This is a genomic window from Mesorhizobium sp. RSR380A (assembly GCF_054719385.1).
On the sequence record NZ_JBTTIB010000001.1, the window covers coordinates 3,519,613 to 3,539,386 of the forward strand.

Consider the following 19,774-nt stretch of genomic DNA (forward strand, 5'->3'; position numbering starts at 1 on the left):
GGGGCGGAACAGCACAAAGGTGAATTGATATGAACGCAGATCCGAAGACGACGCCCATGGCGGCAATCGATGCCATGATTTCCGCGCGGCCAAATCGGCCAATGCGTCTTGTAAACCCAACGCGTCTTCTATCCGTTGGTGCGCTTCTGTTGTCGGCAGCCGCAGCTCTGCTCGGCGCCGCGCATCCCTCCCGCGCCCAGGACACCTCCCTGGAGATGCAAAGCGCACCGTCCTTCGTCGACGATTTCAAGAGTTTCGATCGTTCGCGCTGGTATGTCTCCGACGGCTGGTCGAACGGCAATCACCAGAACTGCACCTGGTCGAAAAGCCTGGTAAAACTTTCCGACAACATGCTGACGCTCGGCTTCGAAAAGCGGAAACTGAAGGACCGCGAGTTCGCCTGCGCCGAGATCCAGACCAAGCAGCGCTTCGGCTATGGGACCTATGAAGCACGGATGAAGACCGACACCGGATCCGGTCTCAACGCCGCTTTCTTCACCTATATCGGCCCTGCCGACAAACAGCCCTGGTATGAGATCGACTTCGAGGTGCTGACCAAGGATACATCCAAGGTGCAGGTCAACAGCTACATCGCCGGCAAACCCAAAAACGAGAAGCTGGCCGAGGTCGAAGGCGGCGCCGACAAGGGCTTCAACGACTATGCCTTCATCTGGGAAAAGGACCGGCTGCGCTGGTACGTCAACGGCAAGCTGGTCCAGGAAGTGACCAATCCCGAGCAATTGCCGACCCACTCGCAGAAGATATTCTTCAGCCTCTGGGGCAGCGACACGCTGAAAAACTGGATGGGCGCCTTTTCGGACCCCGGCCGCCAGGTGACGATGCAGGTGCAGCGCGTCGCCTTCACCGCGCTCGGCCAGCCGTGCCAGTTTCCGGAATCGCTGGCATGCAGTGTAAGCAGCATAAAGTAGATCTGAACCGGCCCGGCCGTATAAGGCCAAAGGGCGTGAACAGGAATTAACCCGAATGAATTTGACGGTCTTTGGAATTGGCTATGTCGGTCTCGTGCAGGCCGCGGTGCTGGCTGAGGTCGGGCACCAGGTGGTGTGCGTCGATGTCGATGAAAAGAAGGTCGAGCGGCTCAACCAGGGCCTGGTGCCGATTTTCGAACCGGGACTGGAGGCCCTGGTCAAGGAGAACCACGCCGCCGGCCGGATCAAGTTCACCACCGATGCCGCCGCCGGCGTCAAGCATGGCGAGATCCAGATGATTGCGGTCGGCACGCCACCCGGCGAGGATGGTTCGGCCGACCTCAAATATGTGCTGGCGGTGGCCGAGACCATCGGCCGCGAGATGGACAGTCCCAAGATCGTCGTCGGCAAGTCGACCGTGCCGGTCGGCACCTGCGAAAAGGTGAAGGCCAAAATCGCCGCGACGCTGAAGGCGCGCGGGCGCCAGGACCTGGCTTTCGACGTCGCTTCCAATCCTGAGTTCCTCAAGGAGGGTTCCGCCGTCGCCGACTGCATGAAGCCCGACCGCATCATCGTCGGCACCAACAGCGAGGACACCGAGGCGGTGATGCGCGAGCTCTACGCGCCGTTCAACCGCAACCACGAGAAGATGATCGTGATGGACGTGCGCAGCGCTGAATTCACGAAATACGCCGCCAACTGCATGCTGGCGACCAAGATCTCCTTCATGAACGAGATGGCCAATCTGGCCGAGCAACTCGGCGCCGACATCGAGGAGGTGCGCAAGGGCATCGGCTCGGATCCGCGCATCGGCTATCACTTCATCTATCCCGGCCTCGGCTATGGCGGTTCGTGCTTTCCCAAGGATGTCCGCGCGCTGATCAAGACCGCCGAAGGCGTCAAGTTCGACGCCAAGCTGCTGCGCGCCGTGGAGGAGCGCAACAATGCCCAGAAGTCGGTGCTGTTCGACAAGGTGCACCGTTATTTCAAGGGCAGTCTCAAGGGCAAGACCTTCGCGCTCTGGGGCCTCGCCTTCAAGCCCAACACCGACGACATGCGCGAGGCGCCGGCGCGCGTCCTGATGGAGGCGCTTTGGCAGGCCGGCGCCAATGTGCAGGCCTACGACCCCGAGGCGATGCAGGAATGCCAGGCCATCTACGGCCTGCGCGACGACCTTTTGTTGTGCGGCACCAAGGAGGCGGCGTTGCGCGGCGCCGACGCGTTGCTGATCGCCACCGAGTGGAAGAGTTTCCGCGCCCCGTCCTTCGACGCGGTGAAGGATGCCCTGACCACGCCGGTCATCTTCGATGGCCGCAACCTCTATGATCCCAAGGTCATCGCCCGTCACGGCATCGAGTATTTCTCGATCGGCAGGATGGCGGCGTGAAGGCAGGGCGGCACAACGCGGAGCCAGGTTCATGAAAGTTCTGTTTGCAGGCGGCACCGGCTACACGCCGCAATTCAGCGGGGGCGTCCAGTCGAGCACCCACCACCTGGTCGAGCAATTGCGCGAGAACGGTCACGAGGCATCCGTTCTGGCAGCCCTGTTCGGCGACGGCATGTTCGGCTTCAGGGCGCGCGCCAAGATGAAGCTGCTTCGTCAGCGCGCGGTCATCGACAATTTCCCGGGCTATCCGGTTGTACGGGCGTGGTTCCCCTGGGAAGCGGCCGACTTCGCCGTCAAAAAGTTGAGGCCGGATGTCGCGGTCGTGCAGTGCCACAATTCGGTGCCGATCGGCAGAGAGTTGCAGAGGCTTGGCGTGCCGCTGACTGTCTATCTGAGGAATGTCGAATTCGACGAATTGGCCGGCGATCTGCGTGAGCTCCATTCGGCGGTCTATATCGCCAACTCCGAGTTCACCGCGCGCGCCTATAAGGCAAAATTCGATATCGATTCGACGGTTATTCCGCCGACCATCAATCCTGCGTTCTACAGCACACCGACGACCGGTGAATTTGTCACGCTCATCAATCCATATGAGGAAAAAGGCTTCGATCTTGCGGTGCGCATTGCCGCCGCCTGTCCCGAGATCCCGTTCCTGTTCGTCGAAAGCTGGAAGCTCGACGACGATCATCGAGCCCGGATCGAAGCAACAATCTCTCCCCTCCAGAACGTCAAGCTGGAAAGCCGCACCAGCGACATGAAGACGGTCTACGGCCGCACGAAAATCCTGCTTGCGCCCAGCAAATGGGAAGAAGCCTGGGGCCGGGTGGCCTCGGAAGCGCATTGTAGTGGCATTCCCGTAGTCGGCTCGCGGCGCGGCGGTCTGCCGGAAGCGATCGGCGCCGGCGGCGTGGTATTGGACTACGACGCCCCGCTCGCCGACTGGGTCGCAACGGTCAGGCGGCTGTGGAGCGACGAGGCCGAGTACAAGCGGCTGTCAGCGACAGCACGTCAGTTTTCGGAGCGGCGGCAAATGAACCCCGACAGCCAGTTCGCAACGTTCATGGGCGTTCTCGACCGCGCAAGACGTGTCGGTTTGGAGCGCGCAGCCTAAACGCGTCGTGTTGCAGTTCAGCTGAGACGCTGCACGACCGTGGTCGCGCAAAGTTCCCGTTAGCCAGGTCGTGCGCCTATCCCTCCGGATCACTTTTAATTGCTGCAGTGCAATATTTTGTGGCACTGCAGCAATCAACGTGTATTCTGCCTGTCTACATTAGGGCTTGTGCGATATGGACCGCTTGGTTCGAGCAAGCCCCAACCTTATGGGCGGGTCATGCGCGTGGGCTTTGTCGTCGGCGAATTCCCTCTGCTTTCGGAAACCTTCGTCGTGGACCAGATGGCTGGGCTGCTGGCGCGGGGCTTTCAGGTCGAAGTCGTCTGCGAAAAGATGCAAGGTGACCACCGAATTGACCGGCAAAGCGAGCCGACGGCGACGCTGCTCGCCAGAACCCGACATTGGTGGCGATGGGCCGCTGGAATCAGCAAATTTGTACAACGTCTGCCGCCGCGTCTGCGATACAAGGCCTCGACCGTTCTCGACATCGCCTTTGCACGCCGCCTGAACCGCTGCGACGTGATTGTCGCCCACTTCGGACAGAACGGCGAGAGAGCAGCCGCACTGAAGAAATGGAAGGTGCTCAAACCACCGATCATAACCATCTTTCACGGCGCGGACGTGGCGATCCCGGCGCGGCAGGCAGTGCTCGCGACACAATATGCCGGGCTGACCAAGCATGGGACCCTGAACCTGCCCGTCAACGATTACTTCCGCACGATGCTGCTGGAAGCCGGCCTGTCCCAGGCGAGCACGACGGTCCACCATATGGGAATTGACACCCGCGAAATCGGCTATCGCTGGGAATCGTGGGAAGGCACCCAACTGGTCGTGACGACGGTTTGCCGCCTGGTCGAAAAGAAAGGCGTCGAGTTCGCCTTGCGAGCCCTGGCCTCCCTCAAGGCCTCCCAGCCGCAGCTAGACTGGCGTTACGACATTGTTGGCGACGGTCCTCTGCGGATGAATCTGGAGAAGCTGGCCGTAGAGCTGGGCTTGGCTGGTCGCGTAACATTCCTCGGCAGCCTCCCTCACGCAGAGGTGAAAAGACGGCTTCGCATGGCGCATCTCTTTTTGCTGCCAAGTATCACTGCCAGCGACGGGGATATGGAAGGCATTCCGGTCGCGCTCATGGAGGCCATGGCCGCCGGATTGATTGCGGTCAGCACGTATCATTCGGGAATCCCGGAGCTCATCAAGGATGGGGAGACGGGGTTGCTTGCGCCCGAGCGAGATATTTCAGCGCTTGCCGGCAAGCTTGCCTGGGCCGGGGAGCACCCGACCGAATGCGAGCGTATCGCGCTTGCCGCACGCCGCAAAGTCGAGGACGACTTCAACGCAGATGTTCTGAATGAACGTTTTGCGCAGATCGTTACCCAACTGGCCACATCGAGCCCTGCGCATGAACCTGCCGGTCATGTCGGCGTTTCCGAGGGCTTGGCGGATCCTTCATCTGCCGGCTGACACCGCTCCTCTGCGTTTGATCGGCAGACACGCCAAGCCGAGGGAAATCTTGCTACACTGCACCAAAAATGTTGCAGTGCAGCAAGACCTGTACTAACGTCCCTGCGGGTGGGCCAACAGCGGTAGAGTTCCATGCTGCATGTCTTGTGCCTCCGGCACCCTGTTTTCGGCCCGGCTTTTGTCAAGGGCACACCGGCTCTCCGCACGAGCGCATCCTGCCGATGAAGATTTGCTTCGTAGTCGACAAGTTCCCTTCATTGTCCGAAACCTTTGTTCTCGACCAGATAGCCGGATGCCTTGAGCGCGGCATGGAAGTCGGCGTCGTCTGCAACGAGACGTCCTTCGGCAGGGACAGCAACATCGATGATCCGCGCTGGCAGGCGCTGCCAGGAAAGGTCGTATGCTGGTGGGGTGGCCTGGGTCGCTATCGCCCGCTGCTCAGGAAATGGTCCGGCAGGTTCTGGGACAAGCTCTCGACCGCCATCGACATTGCTCATGCGCGAAAACTGCAGGGCGCCGACGTCATCGTTGCCCATTTCGGCAACAACGGCATGCGCGTGGCCCGCGCCATCAAGCGCGGGAGGATTTCCGCTCCCCTGGTGACGATATTTCACGGCCGTGATGTCGGCGAACCGCTGCATGACAATACGCTCGCGCGCTACAAGATTGTGTTCGAAAAGGGCGTTCTTCAACTGCCGGTGAATGCGTTTTTCCGCGATGCCTTGATTGAGGTCGGTGCATCGCCGGAGCAGGTTGTGGTTCACCATATGGGGGTGCGGCCGAGTGACATCGACTATCGGTGGCGTTCATGGGAGCAGGCTACGCTCTCTTTCATCTCGGTCTGCCGCCTGACTGAAAAGAAGGGCATCGAATATGCGCTTCGCGCGCTTGCTGGCCTGCCGCGGCGAGACTGGATCTACTCGGTGATCGGCGGCGGAGAACTTCTCGAGGAGCTGAAGGGGATCGCCGCAGAGCTCGGCATTGCCGACAGGGTGAATTTTCTTGGGCCCCGGCCGCACAGCGAAGTCAAACAGCGTCTGCGCGATGCGCATGTGTTCCTGCTGCCCAGCGTCGGCGCCCGCGATGGCGATCTGGAAGGCATTCCGGTTTCGCTGATGGAAGCGATGGCCGCCGGCCTGACGGTGGTCAGCACATATCATTCCGGGATCCCTGAACTGATCGACGATCACAAGACGGGTTTTCTCGTGGCTGAGCGGGACGTTGCGGCGCTGACCGGAAAGCTTGCCTGGATCGCCGAGAATCCGAAGCCGTGTGAAGAGATCGCTCTCGCGGCGCGCAAGAAGATCGAGGCCGAGTTCAACTCCGATCTGCTGAACCAACATTTCGTGGAAATCGCCATGCGGCTTGGCGAAACGAGGTCGCTTGCATGAACGCCAATCCGCCCCCCCAGTTCGGTCGTGTCGCCCTGCGCGGCGGGCTGGTAACCATCGGCGCCCAGGGCTTCAAGATGGCGATCCAGTTTCTCTCCGTCATCGTGCTGGCCCGTCTGCTCGTCCCCGAGGATTTCGGTCTGGTGGCTTCCGTCGGGCCGATCGTGGCCTTCGTCGGGCTGCTTCAGAATCTGGGCCTGCAGCAGGCTGTGGTTCAGCGCAAGGACATCAGCAACCAGCAGCTCAACCAGGTGTTCTGGATCAGCGCGCTCGTCGGGCTGGGTAGTGCCGTGGTAGTGGCCGGCCTGGCGCCTGCCATCGCCGCGTTCTATGGCGATCAACGTATGTCCGGCATCACCCTTGGCTCCGCCCTGCCGCTGCTTCTCGGCAGTCTCGCCGCAGTGCCGCTGGCGTTGATGAACCGGCACCTGCAGTTCGGCCAGCTCGCACTGAACGACGTGATAAGCGCCGCCGCCGGACTTCTGGCCGCCGCAATCGCGGCCTATGCGGGGTTGGGCTACTGGTCGCTGGTCATCGGCCCGGCGGTTTCGGCAGCTATCGCCCTGGCTGCCGCCTGGCTGGTGGCGCGTTGGACGCCTTTGCGGCCGGACCTGAAGGTCGATGCCGATATATTGTCGTTCGGCGCCAACCTGACCGGCTTCAACCTCGCCAACTTCTTCTCGCGCAATCTCGACAACATTCTCATCGGAAAATATTCCGGTGCGATCGAACTCGGCTATTACGACCGCGCCTACAAGCTCCTGTTGTTCCCGCTGCAGAACATCAACCAGCCGCTGACACGGGTCATGGTGCCGCTGCTCAGCCGCATTCACGATGACAAGGCCCGCTTTCGCGATATCTATGTGCGCACCAACTGGATGCTGGCGGCCGTTACCATGCCGGGCATCGCGGCGCTGACGCTGACCTCTAATCAGATCGTCGGACTTCTCTTCGGCGCGGGCTGGGCACCGGTCGCACCGATCTTTGCCTGGCTGGGCATCGCCAGCCTGGTCCAGTCCGTTTCAAGCACGACGGGATGGATATTCATCTGTCAGGGCAAGACGAAGACCATGTTCCATTGGGGCATCTATTCGTCGCTGACGACCGTCGCTGCCTTCGTCGTCGGCCTGCACTGGGGCGCCGTCGGCGTTGCCGCGGCCTATGCCATCAGCGGTTACGTGCTGCGCGTTCCCGTGCTGGCGCTACTGGTCCATCGCGTCGGTCCGGTGACCGCCGCCGACTTCCTGCTCATGCAGGGGCTTTTCATCGCCTCGTCCCTGCTTGCCTGGTTCCTGTACCTGTGGTTGCCGGCGTCTCTAACGGGCCAGTCAGACCTGCTCGCGGTCTTTTTGGCGCTTGCCCTCAACTACGGCATCGGTCTCGTTTTCATGCTTGCCGTCCCGCAGTCGCGACGCGCCTTGTTCACCACCCTGTCCAACGCCGCGCGCAATATCCGCTGAGCGGCCGGCGATCAGCGGCGCCAGCAGGTTTGTGGCCGACATTGCCGAAGCATGTTCTTCGAGCACGGCCTGAAGGCTTGTCTTGCGATAGCGGTCGAGATTTCCCGCAAACCGGCCGAGCTTTTCGCGCGCCTCTTCGGGCGTCACGGTGTCGATGTCGAGCAGCACATCGTCGACACCGATTCGCTTGGCCACTTCCTTGGTTTTGAACTCGTAGGCGATCGGCAGCACCGGCGTGCCGACGCAAAGCGACATGATCATCATATGCATGCGCGTCGCGACGACGAAGTCGAAGCCCTTCACCAGCGCCATCAACTGGTCCGGCGTGTGGAACGAAGCGTCCACCGTCACGTGGCTGGCGATCTCAGGATCGAGCTCGGCAACGATGGCCTGCGCGGTCTTGGAATCGTCATGGGCATATTCCGGCACACCCTGACACGTGGAGACGAAGGTCACCTCCTTGCCAAGGTCCCTGACAAGAATTGTGGCGATCTCGCGGACCGAATCCAGATAGCGGCGCATGCCGCCCTCACCGTCGCTGACGTAGTTCCAGTGGCGGACCGAAATAGCGACGCGGCCCGTCGACGCCGGCGGCTGGCTGGAAGCGAGACGCTTGCCGATCCTGTCGGTATCGGCCAAGGCGAATACGGCATCGGCCACCACGTGGCACTTGCCGAGATCCTTCACCAAGTCCCGGATATGGGTCCGCGACCGTTCGTCGCGCAACAGGATGAGCGGACTGCGGTCAAAGATCGGGCCGAGCTCCTGGCGGTTGTAACTTTTGTCGAACGGACCGAGGGATTGCGTGAAGAAGACCGGATCTTTGCCAAATACGGCATCGAGCCTGAACTGATTGAGGCGTCGTTCGAGATTGTAGTTCTCGACGAGATAGGTTCCCCCTGTGGTGACCACCATGTCCGCGTCGGCGTAGATATCGAGACCGCGCCGGTCGCGATGGCTGAAAAAATTGCCTAGCGCGCTGCTGCCAAACCAGCGCAGGGCCTGGAGAACGAGCCGATTGTAGATCGGCTTGAACCGGTCCCTCAGCCCGCTGCCATTCTTGTATCGGAACAGGGATTCCGACAGCAGCTTATGAAATTCGAGGTCGGGATAATCCGTCTTCGGATAGAGTCGTTCCGCAACCTCGGGCTGGCTGTCGAAGACGGCAAACCGCACGTCGCCTTGCACGATCGTCTTGAGAATGTGGCGGATCGCCAGCAGAATCGCCGCATCCCCGGTATTCAGGCAGACTGTGTTTTCAACGACGATCTTCATGGGATACCTCATTTCGTCAGCAGATTCCGCGGCGTGGCCTGCGGTGCCTAGGACGGGCATGGTGACCGAAAATACCCACGCCAGGACGATCCCGATGCGGCTCGCGTCACAATCCATCGCTGCATCGGGCTGGGTGACCAGCCAGAGCGGCGCTCAAGCCCGACGGAGGGTAACGCATCAATTTTGCAGTGCAACAAAAAACGTGCACTTATGCTACGGCGCACCAAAAATGTTGCGATGCAGCAAAAGCTGGGTTAGCATTCCCCTGGGTGGGCCAACAGCGGTCGAGTTTTCATGCTGCATGTCTTGTACCTTGTGCACGATGTTTCCGACCCGGCGGTGCGCCGGCGGATCATAATGCTCAAGGCAGGCGGCGCGCGGGTCACGTTGGCCGGCTTCCGTCGGACCACAAATGCTGTTCCCGACGTCGAGGGGCTGCAGCCGGTCGACCTCGGCGCGACGCGTGACGGCCGATTCGGCCAGCGTCTGGCGGCGGTCGCCAAGGCGGCGCTGTCGATAGGCTCGAAGCTTGCGGCGATGCCGAAGCCCGACCTCATCATCGCGCGCAATCTGGAAATGCTGGCGCTGGCCAGGCGCGCCAAGGCCGCCTTTCGCGGCGGCGTGCCGATCGTCTACGAATGCCTCGACATCCATCGCCTGGTGCTGCGCAATGACATGCTGGGCAAAGCACTGCGCACAGCGGAGCGTTATCTCGCCCGCGACGTGAAGCTTCTGGTGACGAGCTCACCGGCCTTCATCGCCAATTATTTCAAGCCGTTCGGGCAGGTCGCCGCACCGGTGGAACTGGTCGAAAACAAATACTTCGAAACCGCGCCGATCGCCTTGGATGACAGGTCAAAGGCCGAAAACCCTGCAGCACCCCCGTGGCGCATCGGCTGGTTCGGCGCGCTGCGCTGCCGCCGCTCGCTGGAGCTGCTGGCCGACTTCACGCGCCGTCAGGGCGGGCGCTTCGAGGTCGTCCTCCGGGGCCGTCCGGCACTCTCGGAATTCCCGGATTTCCACGCTTTTGTCGAGGCCGAACCCTATCTCTCCTTTCGTGGCCCCTACCGCAACCCGGAAGACATGGCCGCGATCTACGGCGAAGTGCATTTTTCCTGGGCGATCGATTTCTTCGAGGAAGGGCAGAATTCGGAATGGCTGCTGCCCAACCGCCTCTATGAGGGCTGCCGCTTCGGCGCCGTGCCGATCTCGATGGGCAATACCGAGACCGGGCGCTTTCTCGACCAGCAGGACATTGGCGTCCTGCTTTCCGATGCCACGCCCGAAATCCTGGAAACCGCGCTCGGCCGCATGGACCAGGAGCACTTCGGCAAGGCCAAGGCGCGTGTGCTGGCCCGCAACCCACGAACCTGGAGCTACGACCGCAGCGACTGCCGCGCCTTTGTCGACAGGCTGCGCGGTCTGGCGGCGGTCCCCGGTCCCTTCGTCACCGAAGCGCTGGCTTAGCGATGGCTGATGATGGGAAAAATACAGAGCATGGGAAGGCGCCGATGACGCAAACCGAAGCGCTGCCGCCAAGCCTGATCGTCATTCCGTGCCTGAATGAGGCAGCCCATATCGGCGCGTTGCTCGAGCAGCTCAGGCCGGCAGCGCTAAGGCTCGGCGCCCGCATCGTCGTTGCCGATGGCGGCAGCACCGATGGTACTTTGGCCATTGTCGAAGCGGTTGCGGCCAAGGACCCTCAGGTCGTCCTCCTGCACAACCCAAAACGTATCCAGAGCGCGGCGATCAATCTCGCCGTCGCCAGCCTCGGTGACGGCGCCGAATACCTGATCCGCATTGATGCCCATGGCGGCTATCCCGCCGATTATTGCGACCGGCTGGTCGAGGAGGCGCTCGCCACTTCAGCCGATTCGGTCGTCGTCTCGATGCTGACCAGCGGCAGCGGCGCGGTGCAGAAAGCGGTCGCGGCGGCGCAGAATTCCAAGCTCGGCACCGGCGGCTCCAAGCACCGGCACCTCTCGGCCGGCGAATGGGTCGACCACGGCCATCACGCGCTGATCCGGATTTCGGCCTTCACCGCGGTCGGCGGCTATGACGAGAGCTTCAGCCACAATGAGGATGCCGAACTCGACTACCGGCTGCGCCAGGCTGGCTACCGCATCTGGATGAGCGGCAAGACGCAGATGGTCTACTATCCGCGTTCGTCGCTGAAGGGCCTGTATTTCCAATATCTCGGCTATGGCCGCGGCCGCGCCAAGAATGTGCTCAAGCACCGTATGATCCCGAAAGTTCGGCAGATGATCCCGCTGCTGGTGGCGCCGGTCGTCCTTCTCGCGGTATTTTCCTTTATCCACTGGCTGGCGGCGGTGCCGCTGCTGGTCTGGACTTCGGTCTGTCTGGGCTACGGCGCTGTGACCGCCATCAGCCAGCGCAATCCCAACAATGTGCTGGCGGGCATTTCGGCGATGGTCATGCATTTCGGCTGGTCGCTCGGGTTTTGGCTGCAACTGCTCGGCTCGCGATCGCAGCGCGGGGTGGCATGATGGTCGCCGACAGCCGCCGAATCGACATCTGCGTCTGCACGTTCCGGCGGCCGGAACTGGCCGACACGCTGCGGTCGCTCGCTGCCATGGATATGCCTGCCGGTTTCGGCATCGGCGTCATCGTCGCCGACAATGACGACGAGCCGACCGCCGAGCCGCTGGTGACCGCGCTGGCGAGCGAATTGAAGCTCGTGGCCCGCTACCGGCACGCTCCGGCGCGCAACATCTCGGTTGCCCGCAACGCCTGTCTTGATGCCAGCACGGCCGATTTTGTCGCCTTCATCGACGACGATGAAACCGCTTCCCGGCAATGGCTGGCCGAACTGATTGCTATCGCGGAGACAAGCGGCGCCGAGGCCGTGCTCGGTCCGGTGCGGGCGCTCTACCGCCCGGATGCGCCGGACTGGATGCGCAAGGGCGATTTCCATTCGACCTTGCCGGTCTGGGTGCAGGGCGAAATCCGCACCGGCTACACCTGCAACGTCCTTTTGAGGATGAGCGCCGACAGCTTGCGCGACCGTCGTTTCAGCCTGGCGCGCGGCCAGAGCGGCGGCGAGGACACCGAATTCTTCAACCGCATGGTCAAGGCAGGCGGTCGCATCGCCTTTGCGCCGGAGGCGTGGGTCGAGGAAGTCGTGCCGCGTTCGCGAGCCGCTTTCGACTGGCTGCGCCGCCGCCGCTTCCGCTTCGGCCAGACGCACGGCCACCTCATCGGCCATGACGCAGGCGTGATAGAGCGTGCGAAGGCTGTCGGCCTTGCCTCGGCCAAGGCCGTCTATTGCTTCGGCATGGCGGCGTTGACCGCGATTAGCCCGGTCCGCCGCAACCGCAGCGTGCTGCGCGGCATCATGCATGTCGGCGTCGTCAGCGGCCTGGTCGGTATCAGCGAAATTCGCCAATACGGACTGTCTTCCCCGCAGCAAGGAGGCAAGCGTGCAGCCTGACGTCTCCTTTGTCATCGCAGCCTACAATGCCGCGGCCACGCTCGACCGGGCGATCGCAAGCGCCATGGCCCAGCGCGATGTCAGCGTCGAAATCATCGTCGCCGATGACCAGTCGCGCGACAACACGCTCGACGTCGCAAGAGCCTATCCAAAAGATGTCGTCAAAGTGGTTGCGCTGCCGGCAAATCGTGGCCCTGGCGGCGCCAGGAATGCCGGGCTCGAACTGGCTTCCGGCCGCTGGGTCGCGGTGCTCGATTCCGACGATGCCGTCCTGCCCGGGCGGCTTTCTGCCATGATCGCGCGGGCCGAAAGCGCGGGCGCTGTGATCGCCGTCGACAACCTCCAGGTGGTGCGCGAGGACGGCATTGCCGAAGCGACGATGTTTCCCGCCGAATATCTGGAGGGCCTGCGTGAAATCACGCTCGCCGACTACATCGCTGGCAACATCGTTTTCGAATCCACGTTCAACCTTGGCTATCTCAAGCCGATCTTCCAGCGCCGTTTCCTGATCGAAAACGGGCTTCGCTATGATGAAAGTCTGAGCATAGGCGAGGATTACATCCTGCTCGCCAACGCGCTGGCCAAGAGCGGAAAATGCGTCGTCGAGCCGACGACCGGCTATATCTACCACATCCGCACGGGCTCGATCTCGCGCGTGCTCGAGCTTCACCATATCGAGGCGATGCGCAAGGCCGACGCGGTCTTCGCCGAGACCAATTCCATGGACGCTGCTGCTGCGGCCGCCTTCGCCAAACGCGCCCGCAGCCTGCGCAAGGCGGCATCGTTCCTGTCGCTGGTCCAGCACATCAAGGCGCGTTCGCCGTTGAAAGCGATACGCACCGCGCTAAGTGATCCGGCGGCTGTCAGGCACATGTCGATGCCGATCGCCGTCCGCCTCAAAAGGGTGGCGGCGCAGTTTGCCGTCGGCGCGGAGAGGTAAGGAGGGCGAGTACATGAAGACGTTTGTTCGTGGCCTGCAACAGGCTGAAATCGATCTGCTCAGAAGGAATTTGCGATGAAGAAAATCAGGAAGGCAGTCATCCCTGTGGCGGGGCTTGGAACACGGTTCCTGCCGGCAACCAAGTCGATTCCGAAGGAGATGCTGCCCGTGGTCGACCGGCCGGTCGTCCAATATGCGGTGGACGAGGCCTTCGAAGCCGGCATCGAGCACATCGTGTTCGTCACCGGCCGCAACAAGGCTGTCATCGAGGACTACTTCGACCTGCACCCCGAACTGATTGGAACGCTCGAACAAACCGGCAAGAAGACCCAGCTGGAGGCGCTCGAAAGCATGCTGCCCGTGGCCGGCGCCACCAGCTTCATCCGCCAGCAGTCGCCACATGGTCTCGGCCATGCGGTGTGGTGCGCACGCGAAGTCATCGGCGACGAGCCCTTCGCCCTGCTGCTCCCCGATATGGTGTCGTTCGGTCGCCGAGGTTGCCTGGCTGAAACAGTCGATCTCTATCAGCAGACCGGCGGCAATGTGATCGCCGTCGAGCGCTGCGATCCCAGCGAGACCAGCAAATACGGCATCGTCGGGCGCGGCGCCGAGACAGGCAGCGGCTTCGAGGTGACGGCCATGGTCGAAAAGCCGGCGCCGGCCAATGCGCCGTCGAACTATTACATCAACGGCCGCTACATCCTGCAGCCCGAGATCTTCTCGCTGCTGGGCAACCAGCAGCGCGGCGCCGGCAACGAAATCCAGCTTACCGATGCCATGGTGCGGCTGGCGAAAAGCCAGTCTTTCTTTGCCCAGCCTTTCAATGGCCGCATGTTCGACTGCGGCTCCAAGGAAGGCTTCATAGAGGCGACCATCGCCTTCGCGCTGGCGCGCGACGACATGAAGGGACCTGTGCTGGAAATGCTGCAGGCGTTCGTGCGGTCGCATGAGCGTCAGGAAGTGGCCGCATAATGCCCATCTTTCGAGGGCATATGCGTTTGGACGATGGCGCGGCTCATGCCTGCACGCCTGGCCGCTCAGGCCCGGCGCCGGATGGCATGAAGCTTGCGTTGCATATCTTGCCCCCGATCTCCGCAGCTTCGGACGAGGTGGGACCTGACCCGTCTCGCTCCGGCGCCTGTAACCTAGAATTGGATCGAAGATGAATTATGCCAGCTTTCCTCTCGACAAGAGGATGCCATTGCCCAACCCCGATCAGGAAAAGGGTGAAGACTTCATCGACGTCGAGCGCCTGCTTGGCATGGCGGCGCGTCAGGTCAAGGTGGTGGCGGTCTGCGCCATCATCGGCCTGTTCCTGGGGTTGCTCTATCTGCAGACCACGCCCAAGCAATACATGTCGGTCGCCAGCGTGCTGATCGACGAAGGCCTGAACAAGGTCATCGACGACATCTCGGCTGCATCCGTCACCATGCAGACCGACGCCGCCCTGCTCAGCCAGATCGAAATCATCACCTCGGCGCGGCTGGCCTCGGTGGTGGTCGACAAGCTGAAACTCGACCAGAACGCAGAGTTCATGAACCCGCCGCAATCGGCGCTGGTCAAGGGCATCGGCTTCGTGCGCGGCGTGATCGGCTATTTCCGCTCAAGTTCCGCCGAGCAGATTCCCGGCATGGAAAACGTCGATGAGGCGACACGCCAGGCCATGATGCAGACGGCGCGCCACGACTATGCCGTGCTGAAGCTGCAGAGCGAGGTGCTGGCGCAGCGCAACGGCCGCTCCTATGTGCTCGCCATCGGTTACCAGTCGACCAATCCGGCGCTCGCCACCGCCATCACCAAGGCCTATGCCGACGCCTATCTCGCCGACCAGCTCAACGCCAGTTTCGACGCCACCGAACGCGCTGCGGTCTGGCTGCAGGGCCGGCTGACCGAGCTTCGTCAGAACTCACAGGCGGCCGCTATGGCGGTCGAGAAATTCAGGGCCGAGCATGGTCTGGCCGCCAACAGCGACGGCCAGCTGATCAGCGACAAGCAGATTGCCGATCTCACCGCGCAACTGATCGTCGCGCAGGCCGATACGGCGCGCGCCAGCGCCCGCTATCAGCAATACAAGACCATCGTCGAAAGCGGCTCGGACAATGCCTTCAACGATTCCGCCATCTCAAGCGATCAGCCGGCAAGCTCGGTCATTGCAACGCTCAAGACTCGCTATCTCACAGTCGCCAAGCGGCTGCAGGACGTGACGGCCAATTTCGGCGCCGACCATCCGCAGGCGGTGGCGCTGGCCAAGGAAAAGGCCGATCTGTCGACCCAGATTTTCGGCGAGTTGAAGCAACTGACCGAAAGCTATCGCAATGAATATGAAGTCGCGCTTTCACGCGAGACCTCACTGAGGCAGAAGATCGCCGACGCGGCCGGCAAGAGCTCCATCGACAACCAGAGCCAGGTCAAACTGCGCGAGCTCGACCAGCAGGCGCAGGCGCTCACTACGCTCTACCAGACCTTCCTTAGCCGCTACGAGGAGGCCTCGCAGCAGCAATCCTTCCCGGTCGGCAAGGTCCGCATCATCTCGGATGCCTCAACGCCGCTTTCCGCCTCAAGCCCGCGCACCTCCAGGGTGCTGGCGCTGTCGCTGGTGCTTGGCGTGCTGCTTGGCGCCGGCTTTGGGGGCCTGAATGAGTTCAACGAGCGCTTCTTCAGGACCGGCGAGGACATTCGCGATCGCGTCGGCCTCAAATTCCTCGGCTATTTGCCGATGATCGGCGGCAGGCTCGGCAAGGACGCCGACGACGGTGCGGCGGATGCCAAAGGCGCCAACACATTGTCGGCGGCCGAGAAACGGGCGCGCTTGCGGGTCAGCGTCGATGCGCCGGCATCGATGTTCTCCGAAACGCTGCGCAACGCCAAGATCGCCTTCGACGTTGTCATGGAAGGGCAGGGCAGCCGGGTCATAGGCGTGGTCTCGATCCTGCCAGGCGAAGGCAAATCGACGGTCGCCGCCAATCTCGCCGGATTGCTGGCCGCCAACGGCTCGAAGACGCTTTTGATCGATGCAGATCTGCGCAATCCTGGCCTCAGCCGCAACCTCGGCATGGAGGCCGAGCAGGGATTGATGGAAGCCGTGGTCAACGGCCAGACCTGGCAGTCGGTCGGCAAGGTCGACCGCCAGACCAAGCTGGCGATCATCCCGGCCGTGCTGCGTGGCCAGTTCTCGCATACCAGCGAGCTGCTGTCGTCGGCCGGCATGCGGCGCTTCATCGACAACGCCAAGGAGACGTTCGAGTACATCATCGTCGACCTGCCGCCGCTCGGCCCCGTGGTCGACGCCAAGGCGTTTGCGCCGCTGGTCGACGGCTTCGTGCTGGTTGCCGAATGGGGCCGCACGCCGCGCGCCATGGTGCGCTCGCTGCTGGAGCAGGAACCCTACGTCGCAAGCAAGGTCGTCGGCGCCGTGCTCAACAAGGTCGATCTGAAGAAGCTGCCGAAATACGGCTCGCTCGGCGGCTCGGAAAAGTTCTTCGACCGCTATTCGACCTACTATCTGGAGAAATCGGACGTGCGGGCGAAGACCGCCGCCTGAACGGAGCGCGATCCTGAAAAGGAGCGTGATCCGGAAAAGCGGATCCGGTTTTCGGAAAGGATCACGCTCAAACGAAGAAGCACGGCATGTCAGGAAAAGATCAGCTTGCCGAATTTACCCACGATCCTGAGCGCTGTCAGCCGGCCGCTTTGAAAGGCGCCGGTGTCGATGCCGAGCCTTCGCCCGTCAAGCCTGGGGATATCGACCGGCGTGTGCCCATGCACCACAAAGCGGTCGAGCAGATGGGCGGCGTTGAAGAACTCGTCGCGGATGTTGAGCAGATCCTGCTCATCCTGTGCGACCAGGTCGATACCCGGCCTGATACCGGCATGGACGAAAACGAATTTATCCGAACAGAGCAGCACCGGCAGGCTGCGCAGAAAGTCGATATGGCTGGCCGGAATGACTTCCTTCACGCGCCGGTCGACCTCGTCGCTCGAGGCATAGAGGCTGGCAAGCCGCGCCGGATCGACCCCATAGGAAAACAGCGTCTCGAGGCCGCCGACCGCCAGCCAGCGGTCCCGCGACAGATATCCGTCGAGATAGTTCAGCATTGCCACTTCGTGGTTTCCCGCCAGGCAGACGCGCAGGAAGCCTTGTGGCGGCGCCGCCAACAGATGGTCGAGCACGCGCGCCGATTGCGGCCCGCGGTCGATATAGTCGCCAAGCATCACGATGATCTTGCGGCCGCTGAACTGCTGCGCGTCGCGCTGAACATTCTGCTCAAGCGACAGCAATTCCTTGTAGCAGCCATGCACGTCGCCGACCGCGTAGACGATTGCGTCCTCCATATCCATCTCCAGGCGCTCGCGCGGCGCCGGCCGGGGAGGTCTGGACCGCTGAAACAACGCCACTGGGACCGTCAGACCCCGATGCCGCGGGCTTTGAGCGCCGCGGTGATCTCGTCAAGAATGGCGGGATCGTCGATGGTCGCCGGCATCGTCCATTCTTCCTTGTCGGCGATCTTCTGCATGGTGCCGCGCAGGATCTTGCCGGAGCGCGTCTTGGGCAGGCGCTTGATCGTCACCACCATCTTGAAGGCGGCGACCGGGCCGATCCGTTCGCGCACCAGCCCCACCACTTCGCCTTCGATGGCAGCGGTATCGCGCGACACACCGGCATTGAGCACGACGAAGCCGAGCGGAACTTGGCCCTTCATCACATCGGCGACGCCGATGACGGCGCATTCGGCAACATCGGGGTGCGCTGAAAGCACCTCCTCCATGGCCCCGGTCGACAGCCGGTGTCCGGCGACATTGATAATGTCGTCTGTGCGCGCCATGACATAGAGGTAGCCGTCCTCGTCGATCATGCCGGCATCGGCCGTCTTGTAGAAGCCGGGAAATTCCTCGAGATAGGCTTGCCGGAAACGCTCGTCGGCATTCCACAGCGTCGGCAGGCAGCCGGCCGGCAGCGGCAGTTTCACCACCACATTGCCAAGCGTGCCGCGCGGCACTTCATGGCCGGCATCGTCGAGCACGCGAATGTCGTAGCCCGGCATCGGCACGCCGGGCGAGCCGTATTTCACCGGCAGCAGGCCGAGGCCCGCCGGGTTGATGGTCATCGGCGAGCCGGTCTCGGTCTGCCACCAATGATCGACCACCGGCACGTTGAGTTTCTGCTCCGCCCATTTGATGGTTTCCGGGTCTGCGCGTTCGCCGGCCAGGAACAGAGTGCGGAATTTCGACAGATCGTATTTCGGCACGAATTCGCCCTTGGGGTCCTGCCCCTTGATGGCGCGGAAGGCCGTCGGCGCGGTGAACAGCGCGACCACGCCGTGTTCTGCGATCACCCGCCAATAGGTGCCGGCGTCGGGTGTGCCGATCGGCTTGCCCTCGAACAGCACGCTTGTCGCACCATGCAGCAGCGGTCCGTAAACGATGTAGGAATGGCCGACCACCCAGCCGACATCGGAGGCCGCCCAGAATACTTCGCCCGGTCTGACGCCGAACTCGTTTTCCATCGTCCATTTGAGCGCGACCATGTGGCCGCCATTGTCGCGCACGATGCCCTTAGGCTGGCCGGTCGTGCCGGAGGTGTAGATGATGTAGAGCGGGTCGGTGGCGAGCACCGGAACGCAATCGACGTTGGCGCCCGCGGCGCGCTCGCGGGCAACGGCGTCGGCAAAATCGATATCGTAATGCTCCCTCAGATCGCAGCGCAGCTGGTCGCGCTGCAGGATCAGGCAGGCGTCCGGCTTGTGGCGGGACATTTCGATCGCCTTGTCGAGCAGCGGCTTGTAGGCCACGACACGTCCAGGCTCCAGGCCGCAGGACGCGGAGATGACCAGCTTCGGCTTGGCGTCGTCGATGCGGGTGGCGAGCTCGTGCGAGGCAAAGCCGCCGAACACCACCGAATGCACCGCGCCGATGCGGGCACAGGCAAGCATCGCGACCGCCGCTTCGGCCACCATCGGCATGTAGATGATGACGCGGTCGCCTTTGCGAATGCCGCGGTTCTTGAGCACCGAAGTCAGCGCTACCACTTCGCGCTTCAATTCGGCATAGGTGAATTTCTTGACCGTGCCGGTGATCGCGCTGTCGTAGATAAGTGCGATCTGGTCGGCGCGGCCGCCTGCGACATGGCGATCGAGAGCGTTGAAGCAGGTGTTGCAGGTGGCGCCGTTGAACCAGCGCCCGTAAACGCCGGCCTTGGCATCGAAGACGCTGGTCCACGGCGAATACCAGTCGATCGCCTCGGCCGCATCGGCCCAGAATTGTTCCGGGTCGCGTTTCCAGCCGTCATAGACCTCGTGGTAGCGTGACGCCATTCATCCCTCCTCGGGAAAACTCTCTATCTTGCAATAGCCTATGCGGGTTTTCCCGGCC

At 62.3% G+C, this 19,774-nt stretch carries 14 protein-coding genes and 1 pseudogene; 12 read left to right on the plus strand and 3 right to left on the minus strand.

Features of this window, described 5'->3' with window-relative positions; genetic code table 11:
- The first annotated feature begins 29 nt into the window (after positions 1 to 29).
- From exoK to ACYG9Z_RS17080, 6 genes are all read left to right on the plus strand, one after another.
- Positions 30 to 929, plus strand: a complete 900-nt coding sequence (exoK, locus tag ACYG9Z_RS17055; RefSeq protein ID WP_023702335.1) for an endo-1,3-1,4-beta-glycanase ExoK — start codon at positions 30 to 32, stop codon at positions 927 to 929.
- 55 nt (positions 930 to 984) lie between these two features.
- On the plus strand, positions 985 to 2,316 hold the full coding sequence (locus ACYG9Z_RS17060) for a UDP-glucose dehydrogenase family protein (RefSeq protein WP_023702334.1): 1,332 nt from the start codon (positions 985 to 987) through the stop codon (positions 2,314 to 2,316).
- A gap of 31 nt (positions 2,317 to 2,347) precedes the next feature.
- Positions 2,348 to 3,427: a glycosyltransferase gene (locus ACYG9Z_RS17065; RefSeq protein ID WP_023711257.1), complete on the plus strand. Its 1,080-nt coding sequence runs from the start codon at positions 2,348 to 2,350 to the stop codon at positions 3,425 to 3,427.
- 219 nt (positions 3,428 to 3,646) lie between these two features.
- Complete coding sequence (locus tag ACYG9Z_RS17070) at positions 3,647 to 4,888, plus strand: glycosyltransferase (RefSeq protein ID WP_023752396.1); 1,242 nt, start codon at positions 3,647 to 3,649, stop codon at positions 4,886 to 4,888.
- Between the two features lie 221 nt (positions 4,889 to 5,109).
- Positions 5,110 to 6,279 (plus strand): glycosyltransferase, encoded by a 1,170-nt coding sequence (locus ACYG9Z_RS17075; protein ID WP_023684225.1) that lies wholly within the window; start codon positions 5,110 to 5,112, stop codon positions 6,277 to 6,279.
- On the plus strand, positions 6,276 to 7,739 hold the full coding sequence (locus tag ACYG9Z_RS17080; RefSeq protein WP_023684224.1) for a lipopolysaccharide biosynthesis protein: 1,464 nt from the start codon (positions 6,276 to 6,278) through the stop codon (positions 7,737 to 7,739). The genes ACYG9Z_RS17075 and ACYG9Z_RS17080 overlap by 4 nt, the downstream gene beginning before the upstream one ends.
- Before the next feature lie 225 nt (positions 7,740 to 7,964).
- On the opposite strand, the pseudogene ACYG9Z_RS17085 reads toward ACYG9Z_RS17080, so the two are convergent.
- Positions 7,965 to 9,131 (minus strand): annotated as a pseudogene (locus tag ACYG9Z_RS17085) (polysaccharide pyruvyl transferase family protein); the annotation flags it as partial.
- A gap of 177 nt (positions 9,132 to 9,308) precedes the next feature.
- On the opposite strand from ACYG9Z_RS17085, the gene ACYG9Z_RS17090 reads away from it, so the two are divergent.
- The 6 genes from ACYG9Z_RS17090 to ACYG9Z_RS17115 all read left to right on the plus strand — a co-directional run bounded on the left by ACYG9Z_RS17090 (position 9,309) and on the right by ACYG9Z_RS17115 (position 16,946).
- Complete coding sequence (locus ACYG9Z_RS17090) at positions 9,309 to 10,481, plus strand: glycosyltransferase (RefSeq protein ID WP_023684222.1); 1,173 nt, start codon at positions 9,309 to 9,311, stop codon at positions 10,479 to 10,481.
- Between the two features lie 44 nt (positions 10,482 to 10,525).
- Positions 10,526 to 11,521 carry a glycosyltransferase family 2 protein gene (locus ACYG9Z_RS17095; RefSeq protein ID WP_023684221.1) on the plus strand — a complete coding sequence of 332 codons (996 nt, stop codon included), beginning with the start codon at positions 10,526 to 10,528 and terminating at the stop codon, positions 11,519 to 11,521.
- Entirely contained in the window at positions 11,518 to 12,465 is a 948-nt protein-coding gene (locus tag ACYG9Z_RS17100) for a glycosyltransferase family 2 protein (protein WP_023684220.1), read from the plus strand. Before ACYG9Z_RS17095 ends, ACYG9Z_RS17100 begins: the two co-directional genes overlap by 4 nt.
- Positions 12,455 to 13,405: a glycosyltransferase family 2 protein gene (locus ACYG9Z_RS17105; RefSeq protein WP_023752395.1), complete on the plus strand. Its 951-nt coding sequence runs from the start codon at positions 12,455 to 12,457 to the stop codon at positions 13,403 to 13,405. Before ACYG9Z_RS17100 ends, ACYG9Z_RS17105 begins: the two co-directional genes overlap by 11 nt.
- A 75-nt stretch (positions 13,406 to 13,480) precedes the next feature.
- Complete coding sequence (galU, locus tag ACYG9Z_RS17110; RefSeq protein ID WP_023668795.1) at positions 13,481 to 14,377, plus strand: UTP--glucose-1-phosphate uridylyltransferase GalU; 897 nt, start codon at positions 13,481 to 13,483, stop codon at positions 14,375 to 14,377.
- A 190-nt stretch (positions 14,378 to 14,567) separates the two neighbouring features.
- Entirely contained in the window at positions 14,568 to 16,946 is a 2,379-nt protein-coding gene (locus tag ACYG9Z_RS17115; protein ID WP_023742523.1) for a polysaccharide biosynthesis tyrosine autokinase, read from the plus strand.
- Positions 16,947 to 17,035: 89 nt separating this feature from the next.
- Here the strand turns inward: ACYG9Z_RS17115 and ACYG9Z_RS17120 are convergent, their stop codons facing one another.
- Both ACYG9Z_RS17120 and ACYG9Z_RS17125 read right to left on the minus strand, forming a co-directional pair.
- Positions 17,036 to 17,737: a metallophosphoesterase family protein gene (locus tag ACYG9Z_RS17120; RefSeq protein WP_245259932.1), complete on the minus strand. Its 702-nt coding sequence runs from the start codon at positions 17,735 to 17,737 to the stop codon at positions 17,036 to 17,038.
- 71 nt (positions 17,738 to 17,808) lie between these two features.
- Positions 17,809 to 19,716 carry a propionyl-CoA synthetase gene (locus tag ACYG9Z_RS17125; RefSeq protein WP_023752394.1) on the minus strand — a complete coding sequence of 636 codons (1,908 nt, stop codon included), beginning with the start codon at positions 19,714 to 19,716 and terminating at the stop codon, positions 17,809 to 17,811.
- Positions 19,717 to 19,774: the final 58 nt, after the last annotated feature.